Genomic DNA, 22129 nt, shown 5'->3' with positions numbered 1-22129 from the left:
GGCCGCGGAGCAAAACCGAATGGTGACGAATCATGTCCGAAAGCCCGATTGATCCTCATGCGCGCCATCATGCGCATTGCCTGCCGTTCGGCGCGCAGTTGCTCGGCGCTGCCAGCGCGAGGCCGCGCACGCGCTTTCGCTTTTGGGCGCCGTCCTGCCAGTCCGTGCAGGTAGCGATCGAAGGTCCGGGCACCCCGCTCACGCTCGAGATGACGCCAACCGGCAACGGCTGGTTCGAGACCGAAGCCGAGGGCGGCGCAGGCACCCTGTACCGCTACCGTCTCGACGGCGAGACGGCCGTGCCTGATCCTGCCTCGCGTTTTCAGCCGCAGGACGTGCATGGCCCGAGCGAGGTCATCGATCCACGCGCCTACACCTGGCAGCATGCGCATTGGCATGGCCGGCCGTGGGAAGAAACCGTGCTGTACGAGTTGCATGTCGGTGCGCTCGGCGGCTATGCAGGTGTCATGAAACGTCTGCCCGCGCTCGCTGAGCTTGGCGTGACGGCCGTCGAATTGATGCCGTTGAACGATTTCCCCGGCAAACGGAATTGGGGCTACGACGGCGTGCTGCCCTATGCGCCCGATTCGGCCTATGGCCGGCCCGATGAATTGAAAGCGCTGATCGACGCCGCGCATGGCCTCGGTCTGAATGTGTTCCTCGATGTGGTCTACAACCACTTCGGCCCGGACGGCAATTATCTGTACCAGTACGCGAGGCCGTTCTTTCGCGAAGGCACGCATACGCCATGGGGCCCGGCCATCGATTTCGAACGCACGGAGGTGCGTGACTTCTTCTGCGACAACGCGCTTTACTGGATCAACGAGTATCGCTTCGACGGTCTGCGCTTCGATGCGGTGCACGCCATCGGCAATCACGAGTGGCTGCGCGAGCTTTCGGACCATATCCGCGCCAAGGTGCGGCATGGGCGTCACGTGCATCTGGTGCTGGAAAACGAACACAACTCCGCCAGCCTGCTCGAAACGCATTTCGACGCGCAGTGGAACGACGATGCGCACAACACGCTGCATGTGCTGCTGACTGGCGAGACCGAAGGTTATTACCACGCGTTTGCGGATCAACCGATCCGCAAACTGGCGCGCGTGCTCAGCGAAGGTTTTGCGTATCAGGGCGAGCCTTCGCCGATTCACGACGGCAAGCCGCGTGGCGAACCGAGCGGGCATGTCCCGCCTACGTCGTTTGTGATGTTTCTGCAAAACCATGACCAGATCGGCAACCGGGCTTTCGGCGAGCGTCTGCGCAAGCTTTGTGAACCGGATGCGCTGCGTGCAGCCACTGGCCTGTTGCTGCTTTCGCCGCAGATTCCGCTGCTGTTCATGGACGAGGAATTCGGCTCCGACCAACCATTCCTGTTCTTCACCGATCACTCCGGCGAGCTGGCCGACGCCGTGCGCGAAGGACGCCGCCGCGAATTCGCCCGCTTCCCTGCCTTCAGCGACGAGGCTCGCCGCGCGCAGATTCCCGATCCGAATGCGCCGCAGACCTTCGCGGCGTCGTCGCCGCCTGCCGATACCGCTGCGCAACCTGACGCGCACGAACGGCTCGATTGGATGCACTTCTACAAATCCGCGCTCACGGTGCGTGCCAAGCTGGTTACGCCGCGCCTAGCGCATTCGAAGGCGTTGGGCGCAACTGTGCTTGCTGCGCAGGACGGCAGCGATGCCAAGGCACTCGTCGCGCGCTGGCGGCTCGACGATGGCGAGACGCTGTCCATCGCGCTGAATCTGGGCGACGCCGAAGTGCCGTTTCCGCAAACGCCTGCCGGAATGATCGTGTTCGAAACGCCGCCGCGGGTCCGCGACCGTCTCGGCGCGCAGCTATTGCCGCCTAATACGTTGGTGGCGTGGCTGACCGGCGACGTCAACGAGTACGCCCACACGCACGATGCGCGCAAGGTCGTCGAACGGGAGTGGCACGCATGAGCCCCGCGCACCGCCCCGCCGACACGATCGATAGCCTCGCTGCCCGCGCGGGCTTCGAGGTCGAATGGCAAGACGCCCACCACGTTACCCAGCACGTCCCCGAAGGCACGCTCACGGTGCTGCTCGAACGCATGGGTCTGCCGTGTGGCAGCGCGAGCCAGACGCGCCAGAGTGCCGCCGCGCTCGAAGCGGAGCTGTCCGGCCGCAAGCTGCCGCCGCTCATGACCGCCGAATGTGAGCGCGGCATCGCCCTGCCGGCCGCCGCGATCAAGTCGGGCAGCCACTACCGGATCGAGCTCGAAAGCGGTTCGCAGATCGACGGCCGCTTTACCGCGCCCAAAGGCGAAGCGGCGCTACTGTCACCGATCGACGAACCCGGTTATCACACGCTCTTCATCAACGACCACCGCATCACGCTCGCGGTGGCGCCGCCGCGCTGCTATACCGCGGCCGATGCATGGCATGCCTTGCAGGACACCCCCGCCCCGCCGATGTGGGGTATCGCCGCACAGCTCTACGGCTTGCGCCGCGCTGGCGATGGCGGCATTGGCGACTACACCGCACTCTCGCGGCTGGCGATCGAGAGCGCGAAGCGCGGCGCGCATGCGCTCGCCGTCAGCCCCACGCACGCGATGTTCAGCGCCGAGCCGGAGCGCTTCAGTCCGTACTCGCCGTCGTCGCGCTTGTGGCTCAACGTGACGCATATCGATCCCGCCGCCGTGTTTGGCGCGGAGGCGGCGCGCGTCGCGGTCGACGCAGCCGGGGGTAGCGAAACATGGTCGCAACTCGAACGCCTCGCACTGATCGACTGGCCGCCGGCGGTCAGGCTGAAGCTCAAGGTACTGCGCACGCTGTTCGAGCAGTTCTGCGTGCATGAGCGGGCCCAGGACGCCCCACGTGCGCTCGAATTCAACGCGTTCTGCTTGCACGGTGGACGCTCGCTGGAAGACCACGCGCGCTTCGAGACGTTGCAGGCGGTGCAGCTTGCCCAGCCGGAACCCAACGGCCACTGGCGCAACTGGCCCGGGGCCTTGCGCGATCCGCGCAGCGCGGAAGTCGAGGCGTTTGCCAATGCGCATCGGCACGAAGTGGAGTTTCATCTGTTCCTGCAATGGCTCGCCGCCAAGGGGCTGTCGCACGCCCAGCATGCGGCCCGCGATGCGGGCATGGCGGTCGGGCTGATCGCCGACCTCGCAGTGGGCTGCGACAGCGCCGGCAGTCATGCGTGGTCGTATCGCGACGAGATGCTGCAAGGCGTCTCGGTCGGCGCGCCGCCCGATCTGTTCAACCAGGCCGGGCAAGCGTGGGGCCTCACCACGTTTTCGCCGCGCGCCATGCGCACCCAGGGATTCTCGGCGTTCATCGACATGCTGCGCGCAGCGTTTGCGCACGCGGGCGGTGTGCGCATCGACCACATCCTCGGCCTGCGCCGTCTGTGGCTCGTGCCGGATGGCGAAAGCGCGGCCAACGGCGCCTATCTGCGCTACCCGCTCGAAGACATGCTGCGGCTCATCGCGCTCGAATCGTGGCGGCACCGCTCGATTGTGATCGGCGAGGATCTCGGCACGGTACCGCCGGGCTTTCGCGAACGGATCGAGGAACACGGCATTGCCGGCATTCGCGTGCTGTGGTTCGAAGGCAGCGAATGGGGCAGGGGCTTCAAGCAGCCGCAGCGATGGGACCGCAACGCGGTGGCGACCACCACCACGCACGATCTGCCGACCGTCACCGGTTGGTGGCGCGGCGCCGATATCATCTGGCGCAATCGCATCGGCCAGACCATGCCGCGCGCCGATGGCCGCGACCCGGTGGAAGTGGCGCAGGCCGAGCGCGCGGAAGATCGCACCTTGCTGTGGGAAGCGTTCCAGCAAGCGGGCGTCGCCGCGAGGGACGTGCCCGCACCGCCGCCCGAAAGTGCCCCGGTGGATGAAGCACTGGCCTTCGTCAGCGCGACGCCAGCGCCTATCGTCACCTATCCGCTCGAAGATCTGCTCGCGCTCGAAGAGCAGCCGAACCTGCCGGGTTCGATCGACGAGCATCCGAACTGGCGGCGACGCCTCGCGCTATCCATCGACGAGCTGTTTGAAGACCCGGCCTTTTGCGACCGCCTGCTCGCAGTCGAGCGGGCGCGCAGCGCCACGGCGGCGGCTCGTTCCGCCACCGCTTCTTCGGGGCCCGACACACCATGACCGTCCCGCGCTCCACACTCCGGCTCCAGTTCCATAAGGGCTTTACCTTCGACGACGCACTCGCGCATGTCGAATACTTTGCCGCGCTCGGAGTCAGCCACCTCTATGCGTCGCCAGTGACAACGGCCGAGCCGGGTTCGAGACACGGCTACGATACCGTCGACTACACCCAGGTCAGCGCCGAATGCGGCGGCGAAGCGGGCCTCAAGCGGCTGGTCGAGAAACTGCGCGAACACGGCATGGGGCTGATTGTCGACGTGGTGCCGAACCACATGGGCGTGGGCGGATCGAGCAACGCATGGTGGCTCGATATTCTCGAGTGGGGACGCCATAGCGCGTACGCACGGCATTTCGACATCGACTGGCATTCGCCCGATCCGGCGTTACGCGGCAAGGTGCTGATGCCGTGCCTCGGCGCACAGTATGGCAACGAACTCGCGGCTGGCCGGATCGAACTGCACTTCGCTGCGCAAACCGGTCGCTTCTACGTGAGCTATGGGCCTCATGTAGGCCCCATTTGTCCCATCGACTATGCGTCGATCCTGCAAAGCGCCGAGCGTGCGGATCTGAACGCGCTCGCCGAACGTTTCCAGGGGCTGACCACACAACCCGCAGACCAGCCGCGTGCCGCTGAAGCGGGCGAGTTGCTGCGCGAGTTTGTCGCACAGAACGGCAGGTCGGCCATCGAAATCGCGTTGGCGAACTATGCGCCCGGCGAGCCTGTGACACGCGAGCGCCTGCATCGCCTGCTCGAACGCCAGCATTTCCGGCTCGCCTGGTGGCGCACGGCGTCGGACGAAGTGAACTGGCGGCGTTTCTTCGACATCAGCACGCTCGCTGGTGTACGGGTCGAACGGCCGGAGGTGTTCGACGCGGTACATGCGCTGCCGCTTCGCCTGTACGCCGAAGGCTTGATCGACGGCGTGCGCATCGATCATGTGGACGGCCTCGCCGAGCCGCGCGAATATTGCCAGCGGTTGCGGCAACGGCTCAATGACCTGCGCGAAGGCGAGCCGTATGTGGTGGTCGAGAAGATTCTCGGCCGCGGCGAACCGTTGCGCGGCGACTGGCCGGTTCACGGCACGACCGGCTACGACTTCATGACCGACGTCGGTGCGCTGCTGCATGACCCGGCCGGCGCCGAACCGCTCGCTGCGACATGGGCCGAGTTGAGCGGGCGCAGCGCGAGCTTCGCCGCCGAAGCGATGCTGGCACGACGCAAGATTCTGGCGGAAAACCTCGCGGCGGAACTCGACCGCGCGGCACGCGCGTTGCATCGGATCGCACGCGATTCGATCACCACGCGCGACTTTACGTTCACCGCGCTGCGCCGCGTGCTGACCGAACTGACCGTGCATTTTCCGGTGTATCGCATCTATCCGCAAAACGGCTTGCGCACTGAAGCCGACAACTTCTATTTCAATCAGGCGCTAGCCGGGGCGAAGCAGACGCTCTCGCCTGCCGATCATGCCGTGCTGGAGCAGGTCGATGCCTGGTTAGGCGGTGTGGCCGACGACCCTACGCCTGCCCGGCCCGCTGGTAACGCACAGCCGGGTTCGAACAGCATGTCGTTCAATTATGCTGGATCGTCCCGACGCACTGCGCAAACGCTGTTTTCGCAACTGACCGCACCGGTGGCCGCCAAAGCGGTCGAGGACACCGCGTGCTATCGCTACGGGCGCTTGCTGTCGCGCAACGAGGTCGGTTCGGATCCAGGCGAGTTCGCGCTCTCGGTCGAGCAGTTTCATGCGGCCAATCTCGAACGGGCACGCCGGTTCCCGCATGCCATGCTGGCGACCGCCACGCACGATCACAAACGCGGCGAAGACGTGCGCGCCCGTCTCGCCGTGCTCAGCGAGATCGCGCATGACTGGAGCGCGACGCTGCGTGCATGGTCGACACTGAACGCACCGCAGCGCCGCACGCTCGACGCTAGTGCGAGCAGCCTCGATCATGACTGGGCGCCCGGCCCGGCCGCGGAAGCCATGCTGTATCAAACCCTGGTGGGATGCTGGCCGCCGCAGCTCTCCCCCGATGACGAGGCCGGCGTCAAGCAACTCGCTGAGCGGGTCGCGCAATGGCAGTTGAAGGCGCTACGCGAAGCGAAGTTGCGCACCTCCTGGCTCGCTCCAGACGAAGTGTATGAGCATGCGTGCCGTGACTTCGTGTTCGATATCCTCGCGCCGCAACGGCGCGACGGCTTCCTGCGCGAACTCTCGGCATTGGTTGCGCGCATTAGCCGGGCTGGAGCGATTAACAGCCTGCAGCAGACCGTGCTGCGGCTCGCGTCACCTGGTGTCCCGGATCTGTACCAGGGCACAGAGTTGTGGGATTTCAGTCTGGTCGATCCCGACAACCGTCGTCCGGTCGATTTCGCGCAGCGTCGGGCATGGCTGGTCGAGACGCCGCCGTCGGACTTTCTGCCTGACTGGCGCAGCGGACGGGTGAAGCTGGGCATCGTGCAGCGCTTGCTGGCATTGCGGGCGCATCTGCCGGCGTTGTTGAGCGAAGGTGCGTATGTGCCGCTCGCTGTGAAGGGCAAGCAAGCGGCGCATGTGGTTGCGTTCGCGCGCAGGCACGGGAACGCCTGGGCCGTCATCATCGTCACCCATCTCGCGTTGGGTTTGCTCGAGCTCGACGAGGGCAATGACTTGCCGCTCGTCGATGCAGCGCAGTGGGACGATACAGCGGTGAAAATCCCCAGCGAGCTGACATCGCGCGCATTGTTCGACTGGATGAGCACCGCTGCGCCCAAGGTCGAAGATCACGGCGTGCTCTATCTGCGCGATGTGCTGGCGACGATGCCGGTGGCTGTGCTGGTCGAGGATGGGGTACCGCGGGGTTAAGGGGTTGAGGGCTCGTGGCGAATTGGTATCCGTACAGGCGACTCTGATAATCTGACGCCGGTCGCTTGGGCTGCCTGCCCGCATCATGGCGGACAGGCAGCCGCGATACGCTTCTCCACGCCCCTGGAAGGAAGTGCCTATGCCCCTTGACTGGACGAGTATCCGTACCGGCGACGCCGATGCACTGCACGGCAAGATTGTCGAACTACGCGGCTGGATGATTCCGCTCGATCCCGCAGCGGATCAAGCCGATTACTTCCTCCTGGCAGCCGGTGCCCCTTGCTGCGGCGGTTGCTTGCCGCGCGATCCGTTGTCGTCTATCGAGGTATATGCTGCCGTGCCCTGTGCGCCACAGGAGCAAGCCGTCACCTTCAGAGGGCGCCTCGAACGCTTGACCGACGATCCTGCCGGCTGGCGCTATCAGCTAGTCGAGGCGCAACCGCTCGACTTGCCAGCGACACGTGCTCCGCGCAGCGTCAGCCGCCGAGCGTTTCTCGCGTCCGGTGCCGCGTTGGGCCTTGCTGCTTGTGCGCCTGGACGCTTTGCGGGCTACACCGAGAAGCAGGACACCGGGGCGGCGTCGGGTACTGCAGCGTCAGGCGCTCAGGCGCCGGACGTTCAAGCAACGGCTGCTGCAGCATCGGACAGCATGCGCGACTGGCGCAGCGCCGACACGCTGACCATCGACATGCACAGCCACGGCGGACGCGTGATCGTCTCGCGCGATCCAGCCATCGGTGCAAATCGCCCCTTTATCCCGCTCGCGGCGCCGATGCGCGCGGGCGGCATGAACGTCATCTGCCTCGCCATCGTCACCGATACTACCGTCACCCGCGTATCGGCGGACCGGAAACGCTTCGAAGCCTGGCGCACTCCTAAGGAAGGCGAACTATATGCCTTGGGACAAGCCGAGTTCAAACGCGCGCATGAGCTGATAGAACGCGAGCAGATGCAGGTGGTGACGAACATGGCGTCCCTCACCACGAACACCCAAGCAGGCCCCTGCGCGATCATCGCCTCCGAAGGCGCGGATTTTCTGGAGGGCCAGCTCGATCGCGTGGATGAAGCGTATACGCTGCATCAATTGCGGCATCTGCAACTCACGCACTACCGGGTCAACGAACTCGGCGACATCCAGACCGAGCCGCCTGTGCATGGCGGCCTGACCGACTTCGGTGCAGACGTGGTGCGCCGCTGCAACCAGTTGGGGATTGTCGTGGACGTCGCGCACGGCACCTACGACCTGGTCAAGCGCGCCGCCGACACCACAACCAAGCCGCTGATCCTCTCGCATACCGCCCTGTCTGCGCATCCGAAGGAACGCAGCCGGCTCATCACAGCGGACCACGCCCGCGTAATCGCCAACACCGGCGGCGTGATCGGCGTCTGGCCGAGTTCGGGAACGTACCGCGATTTGCAGGGGATGGCGAACGGGGTCAAACGCATGGCCGACGTGGTGGGTGTCGAGCATGTGGGGCTAGGCACGGACATGCTCGGCTTCATCTCGCCGCCGGTGTTCCGCAGCTACGAGCAATTGCCGGCGTATGCCGACGCGCTGCTCACCGCGGGCTTCAGCAACGAGGAGGTGGGGATGATTCTGGGCGGCAACTACCGCCGGGTGTTCGCGGCTTCGGTGGGTTGAGTTTGCCCGGCGAATGGCTAGTGGCGAAAACGGCGGAACGGCGCGCTAACGCAGCCGCCATCGTTACCGCCCCGCGGCCCACAACAGCGAGAGTCCCGACGACAGCATCAAGCCATCGACCACCAGTTTGAAAGTGCGCGGGCTCATCCGCACCACCACATAACGCGCGGCAAAAGAGCCCGCCATCAGCGCCGAGCCGGTAATCAGGCCATCCAGCACCACATGCAACGGCAACGCGCCAAAGTGCTTGAATACGGCCACCTTCGTGCCGTACACCGCCAGCGAGCCGGCGGCCTCCGTCGCCAGAAACGCGCCTTTCACGAGGCCATACGACATGAAAACCGGCACGGTGATCGGCCCGGTCGAAACGACGATGCCGGTCAGAAATCCAACCACGCCGCCGATCATAGCCAGATGCAGCAGCGAGAACTGAATGGAACGGCGCGCAAGCCAGCGCCGGGCCGGCACCATCGCGAGAAAGAACAGTCCCAGGGCGAGTTCGACCGCATGGGGCGGCAAGGCCAGCAGCGTCCGCACACCGAGCGCGGCACCGGGCACCGCGGTCGAGCAATAGGCCGCGCAGGCCCGCCAGTCGACTTCGCGCCACCATGCCAGGATCTTGCCGAGATTGCCCATGATCGCGGCGATCGCCATGATCGGCACGGCTTGCTGCGGGCCGAACAGCATGACAAGCACGGGCATCAGCATCATCGACGAGCCTGTGCCGATCACGCCGCTCAGCATGCCCGCCAGCAGCCCTACGCCCAGTACAAGCAGATAACCCATGTCGCCCCCGGATGGTGTTGGACGACGATTTTAACCGGGAGGCGTAACACGTGAAAAACGGCGCGTGGGACGACTCGCGAGCAAGCAAGCAAGCAGCGCAATGGCATGCTCGCCGCTCAACCGCCTTCGTCATCGAAGCGCTTCGGATATACACGCACTAGCAGAATGCGCGGGCCCTTCATCTTCTTGACGACGATATCGAAACGATCGAACTCGACTCGCTTGCCTTCGGTCGGCAGATCGTTGAGCGCCTGAATCACCAGCCCGCCCACCGATTCGGCACGACCTTCGTCAATATCGATCCCCAGCGCCCGCTCCAGAGACACCACCGGCAAACTGCCCTTGCCCATCAGCGTGCCGTCGTCCATCCGGGTCCAGTCGGCGTCGCCCTGGCGGAATTCGTCATGAATCTGCCCGACCAGCGCGCCGAGCAGATTGTCGAGCGTCAGGAAGCCAATCGGCGCCGCATTCTTGTGGCCGACCAGCGCCATATGCGGCGCGCCCTTGCGGAAGCGCCGGAACAGTTCGAGCGCGGGCATGTCGGGTTTCACGTACTGAACCGGCCGCACATACTTCGACAGATCGTCGAGCGTGCTGCCCGCCTGGCGCGCCAGCAGCAGGTCCTTCAGGTGGATCATGCCGGCCACGCGCTCGCCCGTGTCGTCCTCAAACAGCGGATAACGGCTGAAGCGATGTTGCGCCACCACCTGCATGTTCTCGCGCAAGGGCAGATCGCGCCGCAGTCCGACCATTTCGTAGGCCGGCCGCATCAGATCGGAGACCGTCATACGCGAGAAATCGAGCGAATGCGCAATGGTGTTCCATTCGTCCTGGCTGTAGGCGCCGTCGCTCGCGCTCATGCCGCTTGCCACGTTGGCATGGCGGCCGCGCAGGATCAGCTTCAGTTCTTCGGTGGAGTAATGCGCGTCACCGCCGTGATCCGCCGTCAGGCCCGCCAGACGGAGCACCGCGTTCGCGCTGGTGTTGAGCACCCAGATCGCCGGATACATTGCCCAGTAGAACCCGTACAGCGGCGTAGCGGCCCACAGCGAAACCTTCTCGGACTGCCGGATCGCCAGCGACTTCGGCGCCAGTTCGCCCACCACGATATGCAGGAACGAGATGCACGAAAACGCGAAGAACAGCGAGACGCCGTGGATCACGTTCTCCGATTCGATCCCCAGCACGCGGAATACCGGCGTCAGCAGGTCCGCGAAGGCCGGCTCGCCGATCCAGCCGAGGCCCAGCGACGCGAGCGTGATACCGAGCTGACAAGCGGACAGGTAGGCGTCGAGATGCCCATGCACCTTCGCCAGTAACCGGCCGCGCACGCCGTGCTGGGCGGCCAGACTCCGCACGCGCGTTTGCCGCAGTTTCACCAGGCCAAATTCGGCCGCAACAAAGAACCCGTTGAGCGCAACGAGCAACAACGCACCGATAAGGGCGACGACCTGAATCAAGAGAAAGGGCTCCGGCAACAAAAGTTGTCAGTATAGATGCGAAAGCTAAATGAAAGTTTTATGACCGGCGGCGAAATGTTGTGGCCGCCTGGCGTATTGCCTGCGCTACCTTTAATGCGCGACCAGCGGAATGCGCAGCGCAAGCGTCACCGGCTGGCCGTCCTGCATCTCACTTTGCTCGAAGGTGCCGCCGTGGGCTTCGGCCACGCGCTTGCACAGCGCCAGCACCCACGCGATCTGGCCAGCCTCGCCCGGCGCGCGCGCCTGGGTGCGCGCGAACGGCTCGAGCAGGTGCGGCAAGGACGGATCGTCGAGCGCGGCAAGGGTCGCATCGAAGGTGACGACTGCGTGCCACGCGGTGGCGTTGGCGCTGGAGGCGAGCGTGACCTTCGCGGCGTGCGCGCTTGCTTCGACCGCGAACGTGAGCATCAACCACAGCGCCGCCGCGAGGCGCTCGCGGTCGCCGCCGAACTGCTCGGTGGATAACGCCGAGTCGAACGCCACCGAGACGCCGCGCGCCCTCGCGAGTCCTGAACGCACTTCGTCAACCGAATCCGAGAACAAAGCCTGCAACGCAAACGGCTCGCGCACCAGCGCGAGGTTGCGGGTTCCCGCGCGGGTCGTATCGACGAGCGTCTCCAACAGCTTGACCTGCTGATCCACGCCGCTGCGGATGCCGCCGATGGCGCGCTGTGCGGCGGGGTCGTTCGCGTCGAGCTTGCGCTCGAGCACGTACGCCCAGCTATGGATCGCATTGAGCGGACTGCGCAAATCATGCGACACCAGCGACAACACGTGATCGCGCATAAACAGCGCAGCCTCCGCGCAAAGATGCGCGGTGCGTTCGGACAAGGAGGCACCGAAAGCGACCTGCTGGCCGCTGCCGGCTCCGGTGGAAGACGTTGTCACGATCTAGGCCCTCTCAGGCAGTGCATGGAATAAACGGAACCCCCATTATAGGCACGCTCCCTCGCGAGTCAGGACGCAGGTGCGCACTCTATGCGCGGTAGTGGTTCGCTAGCGCGCCGGAAGGCGCAGCAGAACCCAGGTGATCTGGGCGATGCGGCCTCAACACGCCTACAATGTCGACTTTTACGACTTGTCTCAAGGAGCAACTCATGTCGACCGTGACTACCGAATCCGGCCTCAAATACGAAGACCTGACCGAAGGCACCGGCGCCGAAGCGAAAGCCGGCCAGACCGTCAGTGTCCACTACACCGGCTGGCTGACCGACGGCCAGAAGTTCGACTCCAGCAAGGACCGTAACGATCCGTTCGCGTTCGTCTTGGGCGGCGGCATGGTCATCAAGGGTTGGGACGAAGGCGTGCAAGGCATGAAGGTGGGCGGCGTGCGCAAACTGACGATTCCGCCGCAACTCGGCTACGGCGTGCGCGGTGCAGGCGGCGTGATTCCGCCGAATGCAACGCTGGTGTTCGAAGTCGAACTGCTCGACGTCTAAGTTTTCCGCTTGCAGATGAGCCACGCGGCCCTCACCGCCCCTTGCGTTTCGTTGCGCCGTTATGGCGCGATCGAAGCGTCGGACGTGCACGACTTTCATCAGGTCGTGCTGGGGCTCGATGGCGCGATGGTGATGACCGTGGACGGAGTCGGTCAGCAGATCGATTCCGGTTCGGCCTGGTTGATTCCCGCCGGCGCGCAGCATGACTATGCGGGCGTCGGCGAGAACCGGCAGTTGGTGCTCGATTTGCCTGCAGCGTCGCTGGCGGTGCCGGAACGTTTGTTCGACCGGGCGCGGGCGGTAACCGTGGAGGCTTCGCTGACGCAGCTCGTGCAACGTATCGCCGCGCATGCAACCGGGGGCATCCAGACCGCAGACGATCTCAGCAAACGGCGTTTCCACTGGGATGCGGCTGCGCGCTTGTGCGCGGCCATGCTGGCGGATGCCGGTACGACGCAATCCGCGAGGTTCGATGGCGCGCCTGGCGCCGGTCTCGACTTCGCACGCATCGACCGCTGGCTGCGCGCGCATTTGTCGGAGCCGCTGCGGATTGCCGACCTCGCCACGCACTGTGGCTTCGGCATGCGGCGTTTTCATCAGTTATTTATCGAAGCGTTCGGCGAGACGCCGCATCGCTATCTGCAGCGTCTGCGGCTCGATATTTCTATCACGCTGCTCGGCGACCCGCGGCGCTCGTTGACCGATATCGCGCTCGAAGTGGGCTTCGGCGATCAGAGCGCCTACACGCACGCTTTTACGCGGCGTTTCGGGCTCGCGCCGGGTCAATGGCGCGCAGTGCGCCACTGACCCGACTGCTCCTAAGACTTTAAGACTTAACCCGCCAGACCGCGCGCCAGATCGTTGCGGATATCCCCCGCGTTTTCCAGCCCGACCGAGAGACGGATCAGCCCTTCCGTAATGCCCGCTGCTGCGCGCGCTTCCGGCGTGATGCGGCCGTGCGTCGTCGTGGCCGGATGGGTGATCGTGGTACGCGTATCGCCGAGGTTGCCGGTGATCGAGCAGATCTTGGTGCTGTCGATCACGCGCCATGCGTTCGCCCGCTGCGCTTCGGGCGTGTCGCCCTTCAGTTCGAACGAGAGAATCGCGCCGCCCGCTTTCTGCTGACGTTTCGCAATCTCGTACTGCGGATGCGACTCCAGTCCCGGATAGAACACGCGATTCACAGCAGGATGCGTGTCCAGCCAGCGTGCGATTTCCAGTGCGTTATCCGACTGCTTTTCGACGCGCAACGACAGCGTTTCCATGCCCTTGAGCAGCACCCACGCGTTGAACGCAGACAGCGTCGGCCCGGCGCTGCGCACGAACGGGAACACTTTCTCCATGATGAACTGCTTCGAGCCGACCAGCGCGCCGCCAAGCACACGGCCTTGGCCGTCGAGGAACTTGGTGGCCGAATGCATCACGACGTCCGCGCCGAGTTTCAGCGGCTGCTGCAGCGCCGGGCTGCAAAAACAGTTGTCGACGACGAACAGAGCATTCGACGCCTTCGCAATCTTGGCGATCGCCGCGATGTCCGCGATTTCAGTCAGCGGATTCGACGGCGTTTCGAGGAAGAACATCTTCGTCTCAGGCCGCACGGCGTTTTTCCATGCCTCCAGATCCGTCGGATCGACGAACGTGGTCGTGATGCCGAACTTGGTGAAGATCTGCGAGAACATGCCGAGCGTCGAACCGAACAGGCTCTGCGAGCTGACAAGGTGGTCGCCCGCCTGCAACGCCGACATCACTACTGACATGATCGCGCTCATGCCCGAAGCCGTCGCCATGCATGCCTCACCGCCTTCGAGCGCAGCCAGACGGTCCTGGAACATCGTGACTGTGGGATTCGTGAAGCGTGAGTACGTGTAATTGTCTTCGGAGTTCTTGAAGCGCTCGGCAGCGTCGGCCGCGCTTTCAAACACAAAGCTCGACGTCAGGAAGATCGCTTCCGAATGCTCGTTGAAGTCGCTGCGCAGCGTGCCCGAGCGGACTGCGAGGGTGTCGAAGTTCAGGGAGTCGTCCATGTTGGTTCTAGTTCCATTTTCCACGTGTCGTCACGTGTTGCCACGTTTTCCAGACCGGCGCCAAGCGTTCATCGTGAGGCTGAACGGCAAACGCGCCGGCAACAAAAAAGCCCGCTTTGCGTCGGCATAAGCGGGCTTCATGTGCGGGGGAAAGCTGGAGCGGCGGCGGACGGTTGCGGCATTTCCACCGTTCGCTTTAGCTGTTTTGGGTTGCCCCGCGTCCGCAAGCTGAGATCAAATCGACGCAAGCCAACATCCTAACATGCGTGGCGCGTGCCGTGCATAGCCCGCGCGCGCCACCTTCGGAGAGGCGTTTTTACTCTACCGACAACTGCAGGTGCAGTTGCGAACGCGCTGCGCCACCTTCCATCGCTTCGCTGGCAGCATCGCGGTCCGATTGCGCCTGCGGGGCAAGACGGGCCGTTTCGATACGATCGAGGTACTCGGTCGTGACGTCGCCGGTGATGTAGTTGCCATCGAAGCACGAAGCTTCGAACTCCTTCAACGCCGGGTTGGTGTCGCGCACGGCTTGCTTGAGCGCGTCGACGTCCTGGTACACGAGGTGATCCGCGCCGATCATGCGCGCGACTTCTTCATCCGTGCGGCCATGAGCGACGAGTTCGCCACGCGTCGGCATGTCGATACCGTAGACGTTCGGGAATTTCACCGGCGGCGCTGCCGAGGCGAAGATCACCTTGTTCGCGCCTGCGTCACGCGCCATCTGCACGATTTCGTGCGAAGTGGTGCCGCGTACGATCGAGTCGTCCACGATCAGCACGTTCTTGCCCTTGAATTCGATCGCCATGGCGTTGAGCTTCTGACGCACCGACTTCTTGCGCATCGCCTGGCCCGGCATGATGAAGGTCCGGCCCACGTAACGGTTCTTGAAGAAGCCTTCGCGATACTCGACGCCCAGCTTCTTGGCGACCTGCATTGCAGCGGGGCGCGACGAATCGGGAATCGGCATCACCACGTCGATCGGCACATCCGGCAGTTCGCGGCGGATCTTCTCGGCGAGGTAATCGCCCATGCGCAGACGCACGTTGTAGACCGGCACGCCGTCGAGCACCGAGTCCGGACGCGCGAGGTACACGAGTTCGAAGATGCACGGGTTCAGGCTGGCGTTGGTCGCGCACTGCTGCGAATGCAGATTACCGTCGATGTCGATGAAGATCGCTTCGCCCGGCGCCACGTCGCGCACGAACTCGAAGCCGATACCTTCAATCGCCACCGATTCCGACGCCACCATCCACTCCACGCCATGCGCCGTTTCCTGCTTGCCGAGACACAGCGGGCGGATGCCGAACGGGTCACGGAAGGCCAGCAGGCCGTAACCGGCGATCAGCGAAACGATCGCATACGAACCGTGCACGCGGCGATGCACACCCGAGACTGCCTTGAACACGGAGTTCGGATCGAGTTGCAGACCGGAGCAGGAGAGCTGCAGTTCGTGCGCGAGCACGTTGAGCAGCACTTCGGTGTCGGAGTTGGTGTTGATGTGGCGGCGATCGACGCGGAACATCTCGTCTTTCAGTTGCTGCCAGTTGGTCAGGTTGCCGTTATGAGCGAGGATGATGCCGAACGGCGCGTTCACGTAGAACGGCTGGGCTTCTTCTTCGCTCGACGCGGAACCGGCCGTCGGGTAGCGCACCTGGCCGATACCGCTGGTGCCGGGCAGGCTGCGCATGTTGCGCGTGCGGAACACGTCGCGCACCATGCCGTTGGCCTTATGCATGTGGAAATTACTGCCGTTCGCCGTCGCAATGCCGGCTGCGTCCTGACCGCGGTGCTGCAGAAGCAGCAGGCTGTCATAGATCAGCTGATTGACCGGGGATTGGGAAACTACGCCTACGATGCCGCACATGGCATGTCCTTCAAAGGTACGAAATTCGTAACGGCGGCCGGTGCCGGGGAAGCATCCGGGTCGCGCCGATGTCCTGCGTGCTTCTTATTGACCGCCCGCCTCGTCACACATGGACGTAGGCTGCAAGCGTCTCGGGAAGCAGCGGTTTCAGTTCATGCACGCCCTGGACCGCGTAGGGCCGCAGCAAGGCGTTGCGCCAGAATTCCTGCTGGGGCAGTTCGGTCAGGCCTGCGAGGGCGACCAGAATCAGCACCAGGATGACCCCGCGGACGAGGCCGAACATCAAACCCAGCGAGCGGTCCACGCCGCTCAAACCGGATGCCTGCACGAGCCGGCTCAGCAGCGCGTTGACCACGCCCACCACCAGCATCACGCCGACGACCAGCAGGGCAAAGGCCAGCAGCCATTGAGTCAGGGCGCCGCCCGGCCACCTGGCCGGCATATACGGCACCACATAACCGACGAAATAGCAGGCCACGAAAAACGCCGCCAGCCAGCCAATCAGCCCGAAAATCTCAGACAAGAAGCCGCGCCACGTGCCCCGCAGGGCCGACAAACCGATCACCGCCATTACAGCGTAGTCGAAGGCAGTGAACATCGCTGACTTACTGTGCCGAACCGTTGTTCGAGCCCGACGTCAGGCCGGCTTCGCGAACCTTCGCGATCGCGGCCGACGCAGCGGCGCGGTCGGCGAACGGGCCTGCGCGCAGCAGCGTGTGCGTCGTGCCGTCAGCCTGCTTCCTACGTTCGGTATATGCGGGCACGCCGGCCGCTTTCAACTTGGCTGCCCAGCTCTTCGCGCTGGCGTCGTCCGGGAACGAACCCAGTTGGACGGCGAAACGGCTGCCCGGCGGCGAGGCCGGCGTGCCGGAATCGGCGTCTGCGGCGGCTGCGTCGGTGTTGTTCGAGGTCGCGCTCGTATTGGCTGCGCTTTGGGTCGGCGCGGGCGTCACTTTCACGGGTTTGGCCGGAGCGGGTGGCTGGGTCGGCGCGGCAGGGGCCGTGTTCGCAGCCATGGCGGGCGCTGGCGACTTGTTGCTCTTGCTGCCAGCTTGCGCCGGCGCGGTGGTCGTGCCCTGCTGCTGTGACATGGCATTCGCCGTGGCAGGCGCTGCCGGAGCCGGGACTACGCCGGAAGCCGCGAGCGCGCTATCTGGGGCCGGATTATCGGGTGCGACACCTGCCTGGGTGTCTTCATCGTCGGCTGCCGCTTTGGGCGCCGGACGGTTGGGGATATCGATCGAGATATCGTCAGTGACGGGCTTAGGGTGCGAGTCCAGCACCATCGGCAAGATCACCACGGCTGCGACCACCATCGCAATGGCGCCGACCAGGCGGCGCCGCGCGCGCTGCTTTTCGGGCAGCGTAGGGTCGAGCAACATTGCATCGGCATCAGGCCGTTCCGTGCGGCGGGTTCGCCGCTCCACGCGCTCGCCACGAGCGGCCCGGGTGGAACTGGTGTTTGCGCCACGCCGGGTAGGCGTTTCGTCTTTCTTGCCGAACGAGAAAATTCCCATGAATCGCTTGGTTCGGGGCTGCCGCCCGTTCAGTGTTGCTGCGATTTACGGTAGGCCATCACGCCGGCTACCGTATAGAAACTGCCGAAAACCACGATTCTATCATTCTCCGAGCATCGTTTTTGCGCGTCTTGAAAAGCCTCGGCAGGCGACGCGAAGCGTGTGATGCTGCTGTCCGGGCCATCGGTCACGCCGCATTCGCGCAGGGTGGTTTCGAGAAACTCCGCAGATGCCGCGCGCGGGCTCGGCAGGTCGGTCACACACCAGTGGGCTATCTCGCCCTTCATGTGCTCGATCACGCCGGCGATGTCCTTGTCGTGCATCGCGCCAAAAACCGCGTACGTGTACGGAAAATAGCCCATGTTGCCGAGATTCTGCGCCAGAACCGCAGTGGCATGCGGATTGTGGCCAACATCGAGCACGACGGCCGGCTTGCCCGGCAACACCTGGAAGCGGCCCGCCAGCTCGACGGTCGCCAGACCAAGGCGAATATCCTGCGCCGAGACCGGTAGACGGTCGCGCAAGGCTTCGAGGCCTGCCAGGGCGGCCGAGGTGTTGATAAGCTGGTTCGCGCCCCGCAGCGCCGGGTACGCCAGCGCCGAGCGGCGCAGCGTGCGACCCACATAGCTCCACTGCTGGCGCTCGCTGCCCGCCTGGCCTTCGTAACGGAAATCGCGGCCGAAGAGCCACAGATCGGCGCCGATCGCCTCGGCATGGTCGATCAGGGTCTGCGGCGGGACCGGGTCGGCACAGATCGCCGGCTTGCCCGGGCGGAAGATGCCAGCTTTCTCAAACGCGATCTTTTCACGCGTATCGCCGAGGTATTCGGTGTGATCGATATCGATGCTCGTGATGATCGCGCAATCGGTATCGAGGATATTGACCGCGTCGAGACGCCCACCGAGGCCCACCTCTAGAATCACCGCATCCAACCCGCGCGAAGCGAACAGACGCATGATCGCCAGCGTCGTGAATTCGAAGTACGTCAGCGAGACCGGCTCCGGCAGGCTCAGGCGCGCTGCTTCGACCGCTGCGAAATGCGGCAGCAGGTCGGCGTCGCTCGCCACCTCGCCGTTCACCCGTGCCCGCTCGTTGAACGTGAGGAGATGCGGCGAAGTATGGCAACCCACCCGGTAACCGGCGCGCAGCAGGATAGTTTCGAGGATCGCGCACGTCGAGCCCTTGCCGTTGGTGCCGCCCACCGTGATCACCGGGCAGTCGAACGTCAGTTGCAGTGCGTCGCGCACCTTGCTGATCCGGGTCAGCCCCATGTCGATACCGACCGGATGCGCGGATTCGAGATGCGTGAGCCACGCGTCGAGAGTGGGGAATGTGGTCATCGGATACGTCGGTTAGGCGGTGTTGCGAGATTGCGCGGGAGACCGCGATTATCCCGGAAATGACTGCGCGCCGCTTGATGACCTCTCGCGGCGCGCTGTTTTTTTACTCTGCGGTGCTTCTGCTGCGGCTCTGCCGCGCCTCTACCATGCGACGAAGCGCGGCATCAAGGCTTGCCCGGCAGTTGCGTTGGCTTGGCCTGCTGGCGTTAGCTTAGGCCACCGCGTCAGCCGGCTGGCGCGACATCAGCGCCATCAGGCGGGCGATTTCCTCACGCAGCTTGCGACGGTCCACGATCATGTCAACCGCGCCCTTCGTCAACAGGAATTCGGCACGCTGGAAGCCTTCCGGCAGCTTTTCGCGCACGGTTTGTTCGATCACGCGCGGGCCGGCAAAGCCGATCAGCGCCTTCGGTTCCGCGATCACCACGTCGCCGAGGAACGCAAAACTCGCCGAGACCCCACCCATGGTCGGATCGGTCAGCACCGAGATGAACGGCAGCTTGGCCTCGGACAGCTTGGTCAGCATCGCGGTGGTTTTGGCCATCTGCATCAGCGACAACAGGCTTTCCTGCATCCGCGCGCCGCCTGAAGCGGTGAAGCAGATGAACGGTACATTCTGTTCAAGCGCGTTCTGCGCGCCGCGCGCGAAGCGCTCGCCGACCACCGAACCCATCGAGCCGCCCATGAACGAGAACTCGAAGCAGGCGACCACGCACGGCAGCGTGTGAATCGCGCCGCCCATGACGACCATGGCGTCGGTTTCGTCGGTTTCTTCCATCGCCTCTTTCAGGCGATCCGGGTACTTGCGGCTGTCCTTGAACTTGAGCGCGTCGACCGGGACGATTTCCTGGCCGATTTCGTAGCGGCCTTCCGGATCGAGCAGGCCGTCGAGCCGCTCACGTGCGCCGATACGCATGTGATGGTCGCACTTCGGGCAAACGTGCAGATTGGCCTCGACGTCGTTGCGGTACAGGACCGCTTCGCACGACGGGCACTTGATCCACAGGCCTTCAGGAATCCCTTTACGGTTTTTTGGATCGGTTTGCTTGATTTTGGGCGGCAGCAGCTTATCGAGCCAGCTCATGTTGATTCCTTCCAAGGTCTTCAGTGCGCGCGACGGCGGGGGCGAAGCCCCGCCGCGCAGCTTACAGCAGACAAAAAGTAACGGTTATCGGGCGGTCGCACCGATGCTGTCGAGCGCCTCGCGGATTTCTGCGACGAAACGCGTGAGCGTCCCGGCGGCCGTCTCCGGCGCGGCTTTTTCGAGCAATTGGACGATACGGCTGCCGATCACGACGGCATCGGAGACTTCGGCCACCGAGCGCGCCGTCTGGGCGTCCCGGATGCCAAAACCGACGCCCACCGGCAGGGGAACGCGCGACTTGATGGCCGGGATTTTACTCGCGATGCTGGAAACGTCCAGATTTGCCGCTCCGGTGACCCCCTTGAGCGACACGTAATAGACGTAGCCACTGGCGATTTTGCCGACTTCCGCGATGCGTTCGTCGGTCGAGGTGGGCGCCAGCAGGAAGATCGGATCGATACCGGCCGATCGCATCTTTTCCGCGAAAATCACGGACTCTTCCGGTGGGTAGTCGACCACCAGCACGCCGTCTACACCGGCTTCCTGCGCCGCTGCGGCGAACGCGTCAACGCCCATGCGTTCGATCGGGTTGGCGTAGCCCATCAGCACCACCGGCGTCTTGTCGTCACGCTGGCGGAACTGCTTCACATCAGCCAGCACGTGACGCAGCGAGACGCCATGGGCCAATGCGCGTTCCGACGAGGCCTGGATCACCGGGCCGTCGGCCATCGGATCGGAGAACGGCACACCGAGTTCGATCACATCCGCGCCGCCAGCGGCCAGCGCGTGCATGAATTCGACAGTGCGAGCCGGGTCCGGATCGCCAGCGGTCATGAATGGGATCAGTCCTTTCTTGCCCTGCGCAGCCAAGGCTGCAAACGTGTTCTTGATACGGGACATGGAAATTCTCTCGAAAATAGTTAGCTGCGCGTTCGTTGCGGTTCGCTGCTGTTTGAGCTACGTTTTGGCGCGGTTCGACACCGTTCGGCGCCTAACAGCGCCTTGCTCAGGTTTCAGCAGCCACAGACGCGACGGGCGCGACGGTTTGGTTCGGCGCAGCCTGCGCGGCCGCGCTGACGCGTTCACGCGCTATCGCGCAGTAACTTTCATTGATTTCATAGCCGACGAATTCGCGCTTCTGACGTGCGCAGGCGACTGCGGTGGTGCCGCTGCCCATGAATGGGTCGAGCACGCGGCCGCCCGGCGGGCAACTCGCGAGCACCATACGCTCGACGATTTCCAGAGGTTTCTGGGTCGGATGATCGACGCGTTCGGCATGTTGCCGATGCAGTCGCGATACCGACCAGACATCCTTCGGATTATAGCCAAGCTCGAGCCACTTGCTGCCTTCGAACAACTTGCGCGAACGCGCCTTCTTCGTGACGGCATCGTACGGGATGCGGACGGGATCGAGATCGAAGTAGTAATCCTTCGACACCGCGAAAAAGCCGATGTTGTCATGCACGGACGTGAAGCGGCGGGTGGTGCCGCCCATGCTCGGCACACGCCGGTCCCAGATGATCTCGTTGACCATCGTCAGACGCGTCTTAAGGAAGCAGAAGATCTCCGGCGCGTACTGCCACGTGCAAAAGATATACAGCGAACCGGACGGCTTGAGCTTCGGAATCGCCAGCTCGAGCCAGCTACGCGTCCAGGCAATGAAGTCCTCGCCCGAGCGCATGTCGGAGTCGTTGCCGTAGTCCTTGCCTAGTCCGTACGGCGGGTCGGCAAGGATCAGGTCGATCGAAGCATCCGGCAGGGTCGCCACATCGGTCAGAAAATCGCGGTTCAACAGCTGAATACCGGCAGGCACCACAGGCAAAGCAGCCGGAAGCGCCGGTGCAGGCGCCTCGGCTGCTTCGATCTGGGCTCTTTCGGCTTGGGCGGCCATCGTAGTGGCCTCGGCCGTCTCAGCCTCGGTGCCGTCGATGGCCGGTTGCGGCTCGTCGAACTCGTCGCGCATCGTCGCGGCGC

The 22129-nt window shown here is 64.2% G+C and carries 17 protein-coding genes; 6 read left to right on the top strand and 11 right to left on the bottom strand.

The genetic code is table 11. The annotated features are described in order from the left end of the window. Nucleotides 1–32 precede the first annotated feature (32 nt). From treZ to BLQ92_RS33700, 4 genes are all read left to right on the top strand, one after another. Nucleotides 33–1943, top strand: a complete 1911-nt coding sequence (treZ, locus tag BLQ92_RS33715; protein WP_090693265.1) for a malto-oligosyltrehalose trehalohydrolase — start codon at nt 33–35, stop codon at nt 1941–1943. Beyond that, nucleotides 1940–4132, top strand: coding sequence for a 4-alpha-glucanotransferase (gene malQ / locus BLQ92_RS33710; protein ID WP_090693261.1), 2193 nt, complete (start codon nt 1940–1942; stop codon nt 4130–4132). The genes treZ and malQ overlap by 4 nt, the downstream gene beginning before the upstream one ends. After that, on the top strand, nt 4129–6978 hold the full coding sequence (treY, locus tag BLQ92_RS33705; RefSeq protein ID WP_090693256.1) for a malto-oligosyltrehalose synthase: 2850 nt from the start codon (nt 4129–4131) through the stop codon (nt 6976–6978). Before malQ ends, treY begins: the two co-directional genes overlap by 4 nt. A 139-nt stretch (nt 6979–7117) precedes the next feature. After that, nucleotides 7118–8620 carry a dipeptidase gene (locus BLQ92_RS33700; protein ID WP_090693252.1) on the top strand — a complete coding sequence of 501 codons (1503 nt, stop codon included), beginning with the start codon at nt 7118–7120 and terminating at the stop codon, nt 8618–8620. Nucleotides 8621–8683: 63 nt separating this feature from the next. On the opposite strand, the gene BLQ92_RS33695 is transcribed toward BLQ92_RS33700, so the two are convergent. The 3 genes from BLQ92_RS33695 to BLQ92_RS33685 form a co-directional block, all read right to left on the bottom strand. Beyond that, nucleotides 8684–9406, bottom strand: a complete 723-nt coding sequence (locus tag BLQ92_RS33695) for a sulfite exporter TauE/SafE family protein (RefSeq protein WP_090693247.1) — start codon at nt 9404–9406, stop codon at nt 8684–8686. Between the two features lie 116 nt (nt 9407–9522). After that, the gene (locus tag BLQ92_RS33690; protein ID WP_090693245.1) at nt 9523–10866 is read right to left on the bottom strand and encodes a hemolysin family protein; all 1344 of its coding nucleotides are present in this window, start codon (nt 10864–10866) and stop codon (nt 9523–9525) included. A gap of 111 nt (nt 10867–10977) precedes the next feature. After that, on the bottom strand, nt 10978–11775 hold the full coding sequence (locus BLQ92_RS33685) for a sensor histidine kinase (RefSeq protein WP_090693240.1): 798 nt from the start codon (nt 11773–11775) through the stop codon (nt 10978–10980). 209 nt (nt 11776–11984) lie between these two features. Between BLQ92_RS33685 and BLQ92_RS33680 the strand changes: the two genes are divergently transcribed. Together BLQ92_RS33680 and BLQ92_RS33675 are read left to right on the top strand one after the other, a co-directional pair. Continuing rightward, the gene (locus BLQ92_RS33680; RefSeq protein WP_090693236.1) at nt 11985–12326 is read left to right on the top strand and encodes an FKBP-type peptidyl-prolyl cis-trans isomerase; all 342 of its coding nucleotides are present in this window, start codon (nt 11985–11987) and stop codon (nt 12324–12326) included. A 15-nt stretch (nt 12327–12341) separates the two neighbouring features. Beyond that, complete coding sequence (locus BLQ92_RS33675; protein WP_090693232.1) at nt 12342–13133, top strand: helix-turn-helix domain-containing protein; 792 nt, start codon at nt 12342–12344, stop codon at nt 13131–13133. 26 nt (nt 13134–13159) lie between these two features. Here the strand turns inward: BLQ92_RS33675 and BLQ92_RS33670 are convergent, their stop codons facing one another. The 8 genes from BLQ92_RS33670 to BLQ92_RS33635 form a co-directional block, all read right to left on the bottom strand. Beyond that, nucleotides 13160–14350: an O-succinylhomoserine sulfhydrylase gene (locus BLQ92_RS33670; RefSeq protein WP_090693228.1), complete on the bottom strand. Its 1191-nt coding sequence runs from the start codon at nt 14348–14350 to the stop codon at nt 13160–13162. Between the two features lie 316 nt (nt 14351–14666). Then, the gene (purF, locus tag BLQ92_RS33665; RefSeq protein ID WP_090693224.1) at nt 14667–16214 is read right to left on the bottom strand and encodes an amidophosphoribosyltransferase; all 1548 of its coding nucleotides are present in this window, start codon (nt 16212–16214) and stop codon (nt 14667–14669) included. Between the two features lie 103 nt (nt 16215–16317). Continuing rightward, nucleotides 16318–16812: a CvpA family protein gene (locus BLQ92_RS33660; protein ID WP_090693220.1), complete on the bottom strand. Its 495-nt coding sequence runs from the start codon at nt 16810–16812 to the stop codon at nt 16318–16320. A gap of 7 nt (nt 16813–16819) precedes the next feature. Next, nucleotides 16820–17731, bottom strand: a complete 912-nt coding sequence (locus BLQ92_RS33655) for an SPOR domain-containing protein (RefSeq protein WP_090693216.1) — start codon at nt 17729–17731, stop codon at nt 16820–16822. 29 nt (nt 17732–17760) lie between these two features. Next, nucleotides 17761–19071 carry a bifunctional tetrahydrofolate synthase/dihydrofolate synthase gene (gene folC / locus BLQ92_RS33650; protein ID WP_090693212.1) on the bottom strand — a complete coding sequence of 437 codons (1311 nt, stop codon included), beginning with the start codon at nt 19069–19071 and terminating at the stop codon, nt 17761–17763. Nucleotides 19072–19282: 211 nt separating this feature from the next. Further along, on the bottom strand, nt 19283–20155 hold the full coding sequence (accD, locus tag BLQ92_RS33645; protein ID WP_090693208.1) for an acetyl-CoA carboxylase, carboxyltransferase subunit beta: 873 nt from the start codon (nt 20153–20155) through the stop codon (nt 19283–19285). An 84-nt stretch (nt 20156–20239) separates the two neighbouring features. Then, nucleotides 20240–21055 carry a tryptophan synthase subunit alpha gene (gene trpA, locus BLQ92_RS33640; RefSeq protein WP_090693204.1) on the bottom strand — a complete coding sequence of 272 codons (816 nt, stop codon included), beginning with the start codon at nt 21053–21055 and terminating at the stop codon, nt 20240–20242. 106 nt (nt 21056–21161) lie between these two features. Then, nucleotides 21162–22118 carry a DNA-methyltransferase gene (locus BLQ92_RS33635; RefSeq protein ID WP_090693201.1) on the bottom strand — a complete coding sequence of 319 codons (957 nt, stop codon included), beginning with the start codon at nt 22116–22118 and terminating at the stop codon, nt 21162–21164. Nucleotides 22119–22129: the final 11 nt, after the last annotated feature.

Source organism: Paraburkholderia phenazinium (genome assembly GCF_900100735.1).
Lineage (GTDB): Bacteria > Pseudomonadota > Gammaproteobacteria > Burkholderiales > Burkholderiaceae > Paraburkholderia > Paraburkholderia phenazinia.
The sequence above is the reverse complement of the archived record's forward strand: the minus strand, read 5'-3'. Positions and strand labels throughout refer to the sequence as shown.

Excerpts from the sequence above, each read along its gene's own strand:
- BLQ92_RS33635 (WP_090693201.1), bottom strand. The coding sequence starts at position 22,118 with ATGCGCGACGAGTTCGACGAGCCGCAACCGGCCATCGACGGCACCGAG.
- BLQ92_RS33695 (WP_090693247.1), bottom strand. The coding sequence starts at position 9,406 with ATGGGTTATCTGCTTGTACTGGGCGTAGGGCTGCTGGCGGGCATGCTG.
- BLQ92_RS33675 (WP_090693232.1), top strand. The coding sequence starts at position 12,342 with ATGAGCCACGCGGCCCTCACCGCCCCTTGCGTTTCGTTGCGCCGTTAT.
- BLQ92_RS33680 (WP_090693236.1), top strand. The coding sequence starts at position 11,985 with ATGTCGACCGTGACTACCGAATCCGGCCTCAAATACGAAGACCTGACC.
- folC (WP_090693212.1), bottom strand. The coding sequence starts at position 19,071 with ATGACCACATTCCCCACTCTCGACGCGTGGCTCACGCATCTCGAATCC.
- BLQ92_RS33660 (WP_090693220.1), bottom strand. The coding sequence starts at position 16,812 with ATGTTCACTGCCTTCGACTACGCTGTAATGGCGGTGATCGGTTTGTCG.
- BLQ92_RS33670 (WP_090693228.1), bottom strand. The coding sequence starts at position 14,350 with ATGGACGACTCCCTGAACTTCGACACCCTCGCAGTCCGCTCGGGCACG.
- BLQ92_RS33655 (WP_090693216.1), bottom strand. The coding sequence starts at position 17,731 with ATGGGAATTTTCTCGTTCGGCAAGAAAGACGAAACGCCTACCCGGCGT.
- trpA (WP_090693204.1), bottom strand. The coding sequence starts at position 21,055 with ATGTCCCGTATCAAGAACACGTTTGCAGCCTTGGCTGCGCAGGGCAAG.
- purF (WP_090693224.1), bottom strand. The coding sequence starts at position 16,214 with ATGTGCGGCATCGTAGGCGTAGTTTCCCAATCCCCGGTCAATCAGCTG.
- treY (WP_090693256.1), top strand. The coding sequence starts at position 4,129 with ATGACCGTCCCGCGCTCCACACTCCGGCTCCAGTTCCATAAGGGCTTT.
- BLQ92_RS33700 (WP_090693252.1), top strand. The coding sequence starts at position 7,118 with ATGCCCCTTGACTGGACGAGTATCCGTACCGGCGACGCCGATGCACTG.
- accD (WP_090693208.1), bottom strand. The coding sequence starts at position 20,155 with ATGAGCTGGCTCGATAAGCTGCTGCCGCCCAAAATCAAGCAAACCGAT.
- treZ (WP_090693265.1), top strand. The coding sequence starts at position 33 with ATGTCCGAAAGCCCGATTGATCCTCATGCGCGCCATCATGCGCATTGC.
- malQ (WP_090693261.1), top strand. The coding sequence starts at position 1,940 with ATGAGCCCCGCGCACCGCCCCGCCGACACGATCGATAGCCTCGCTGCC.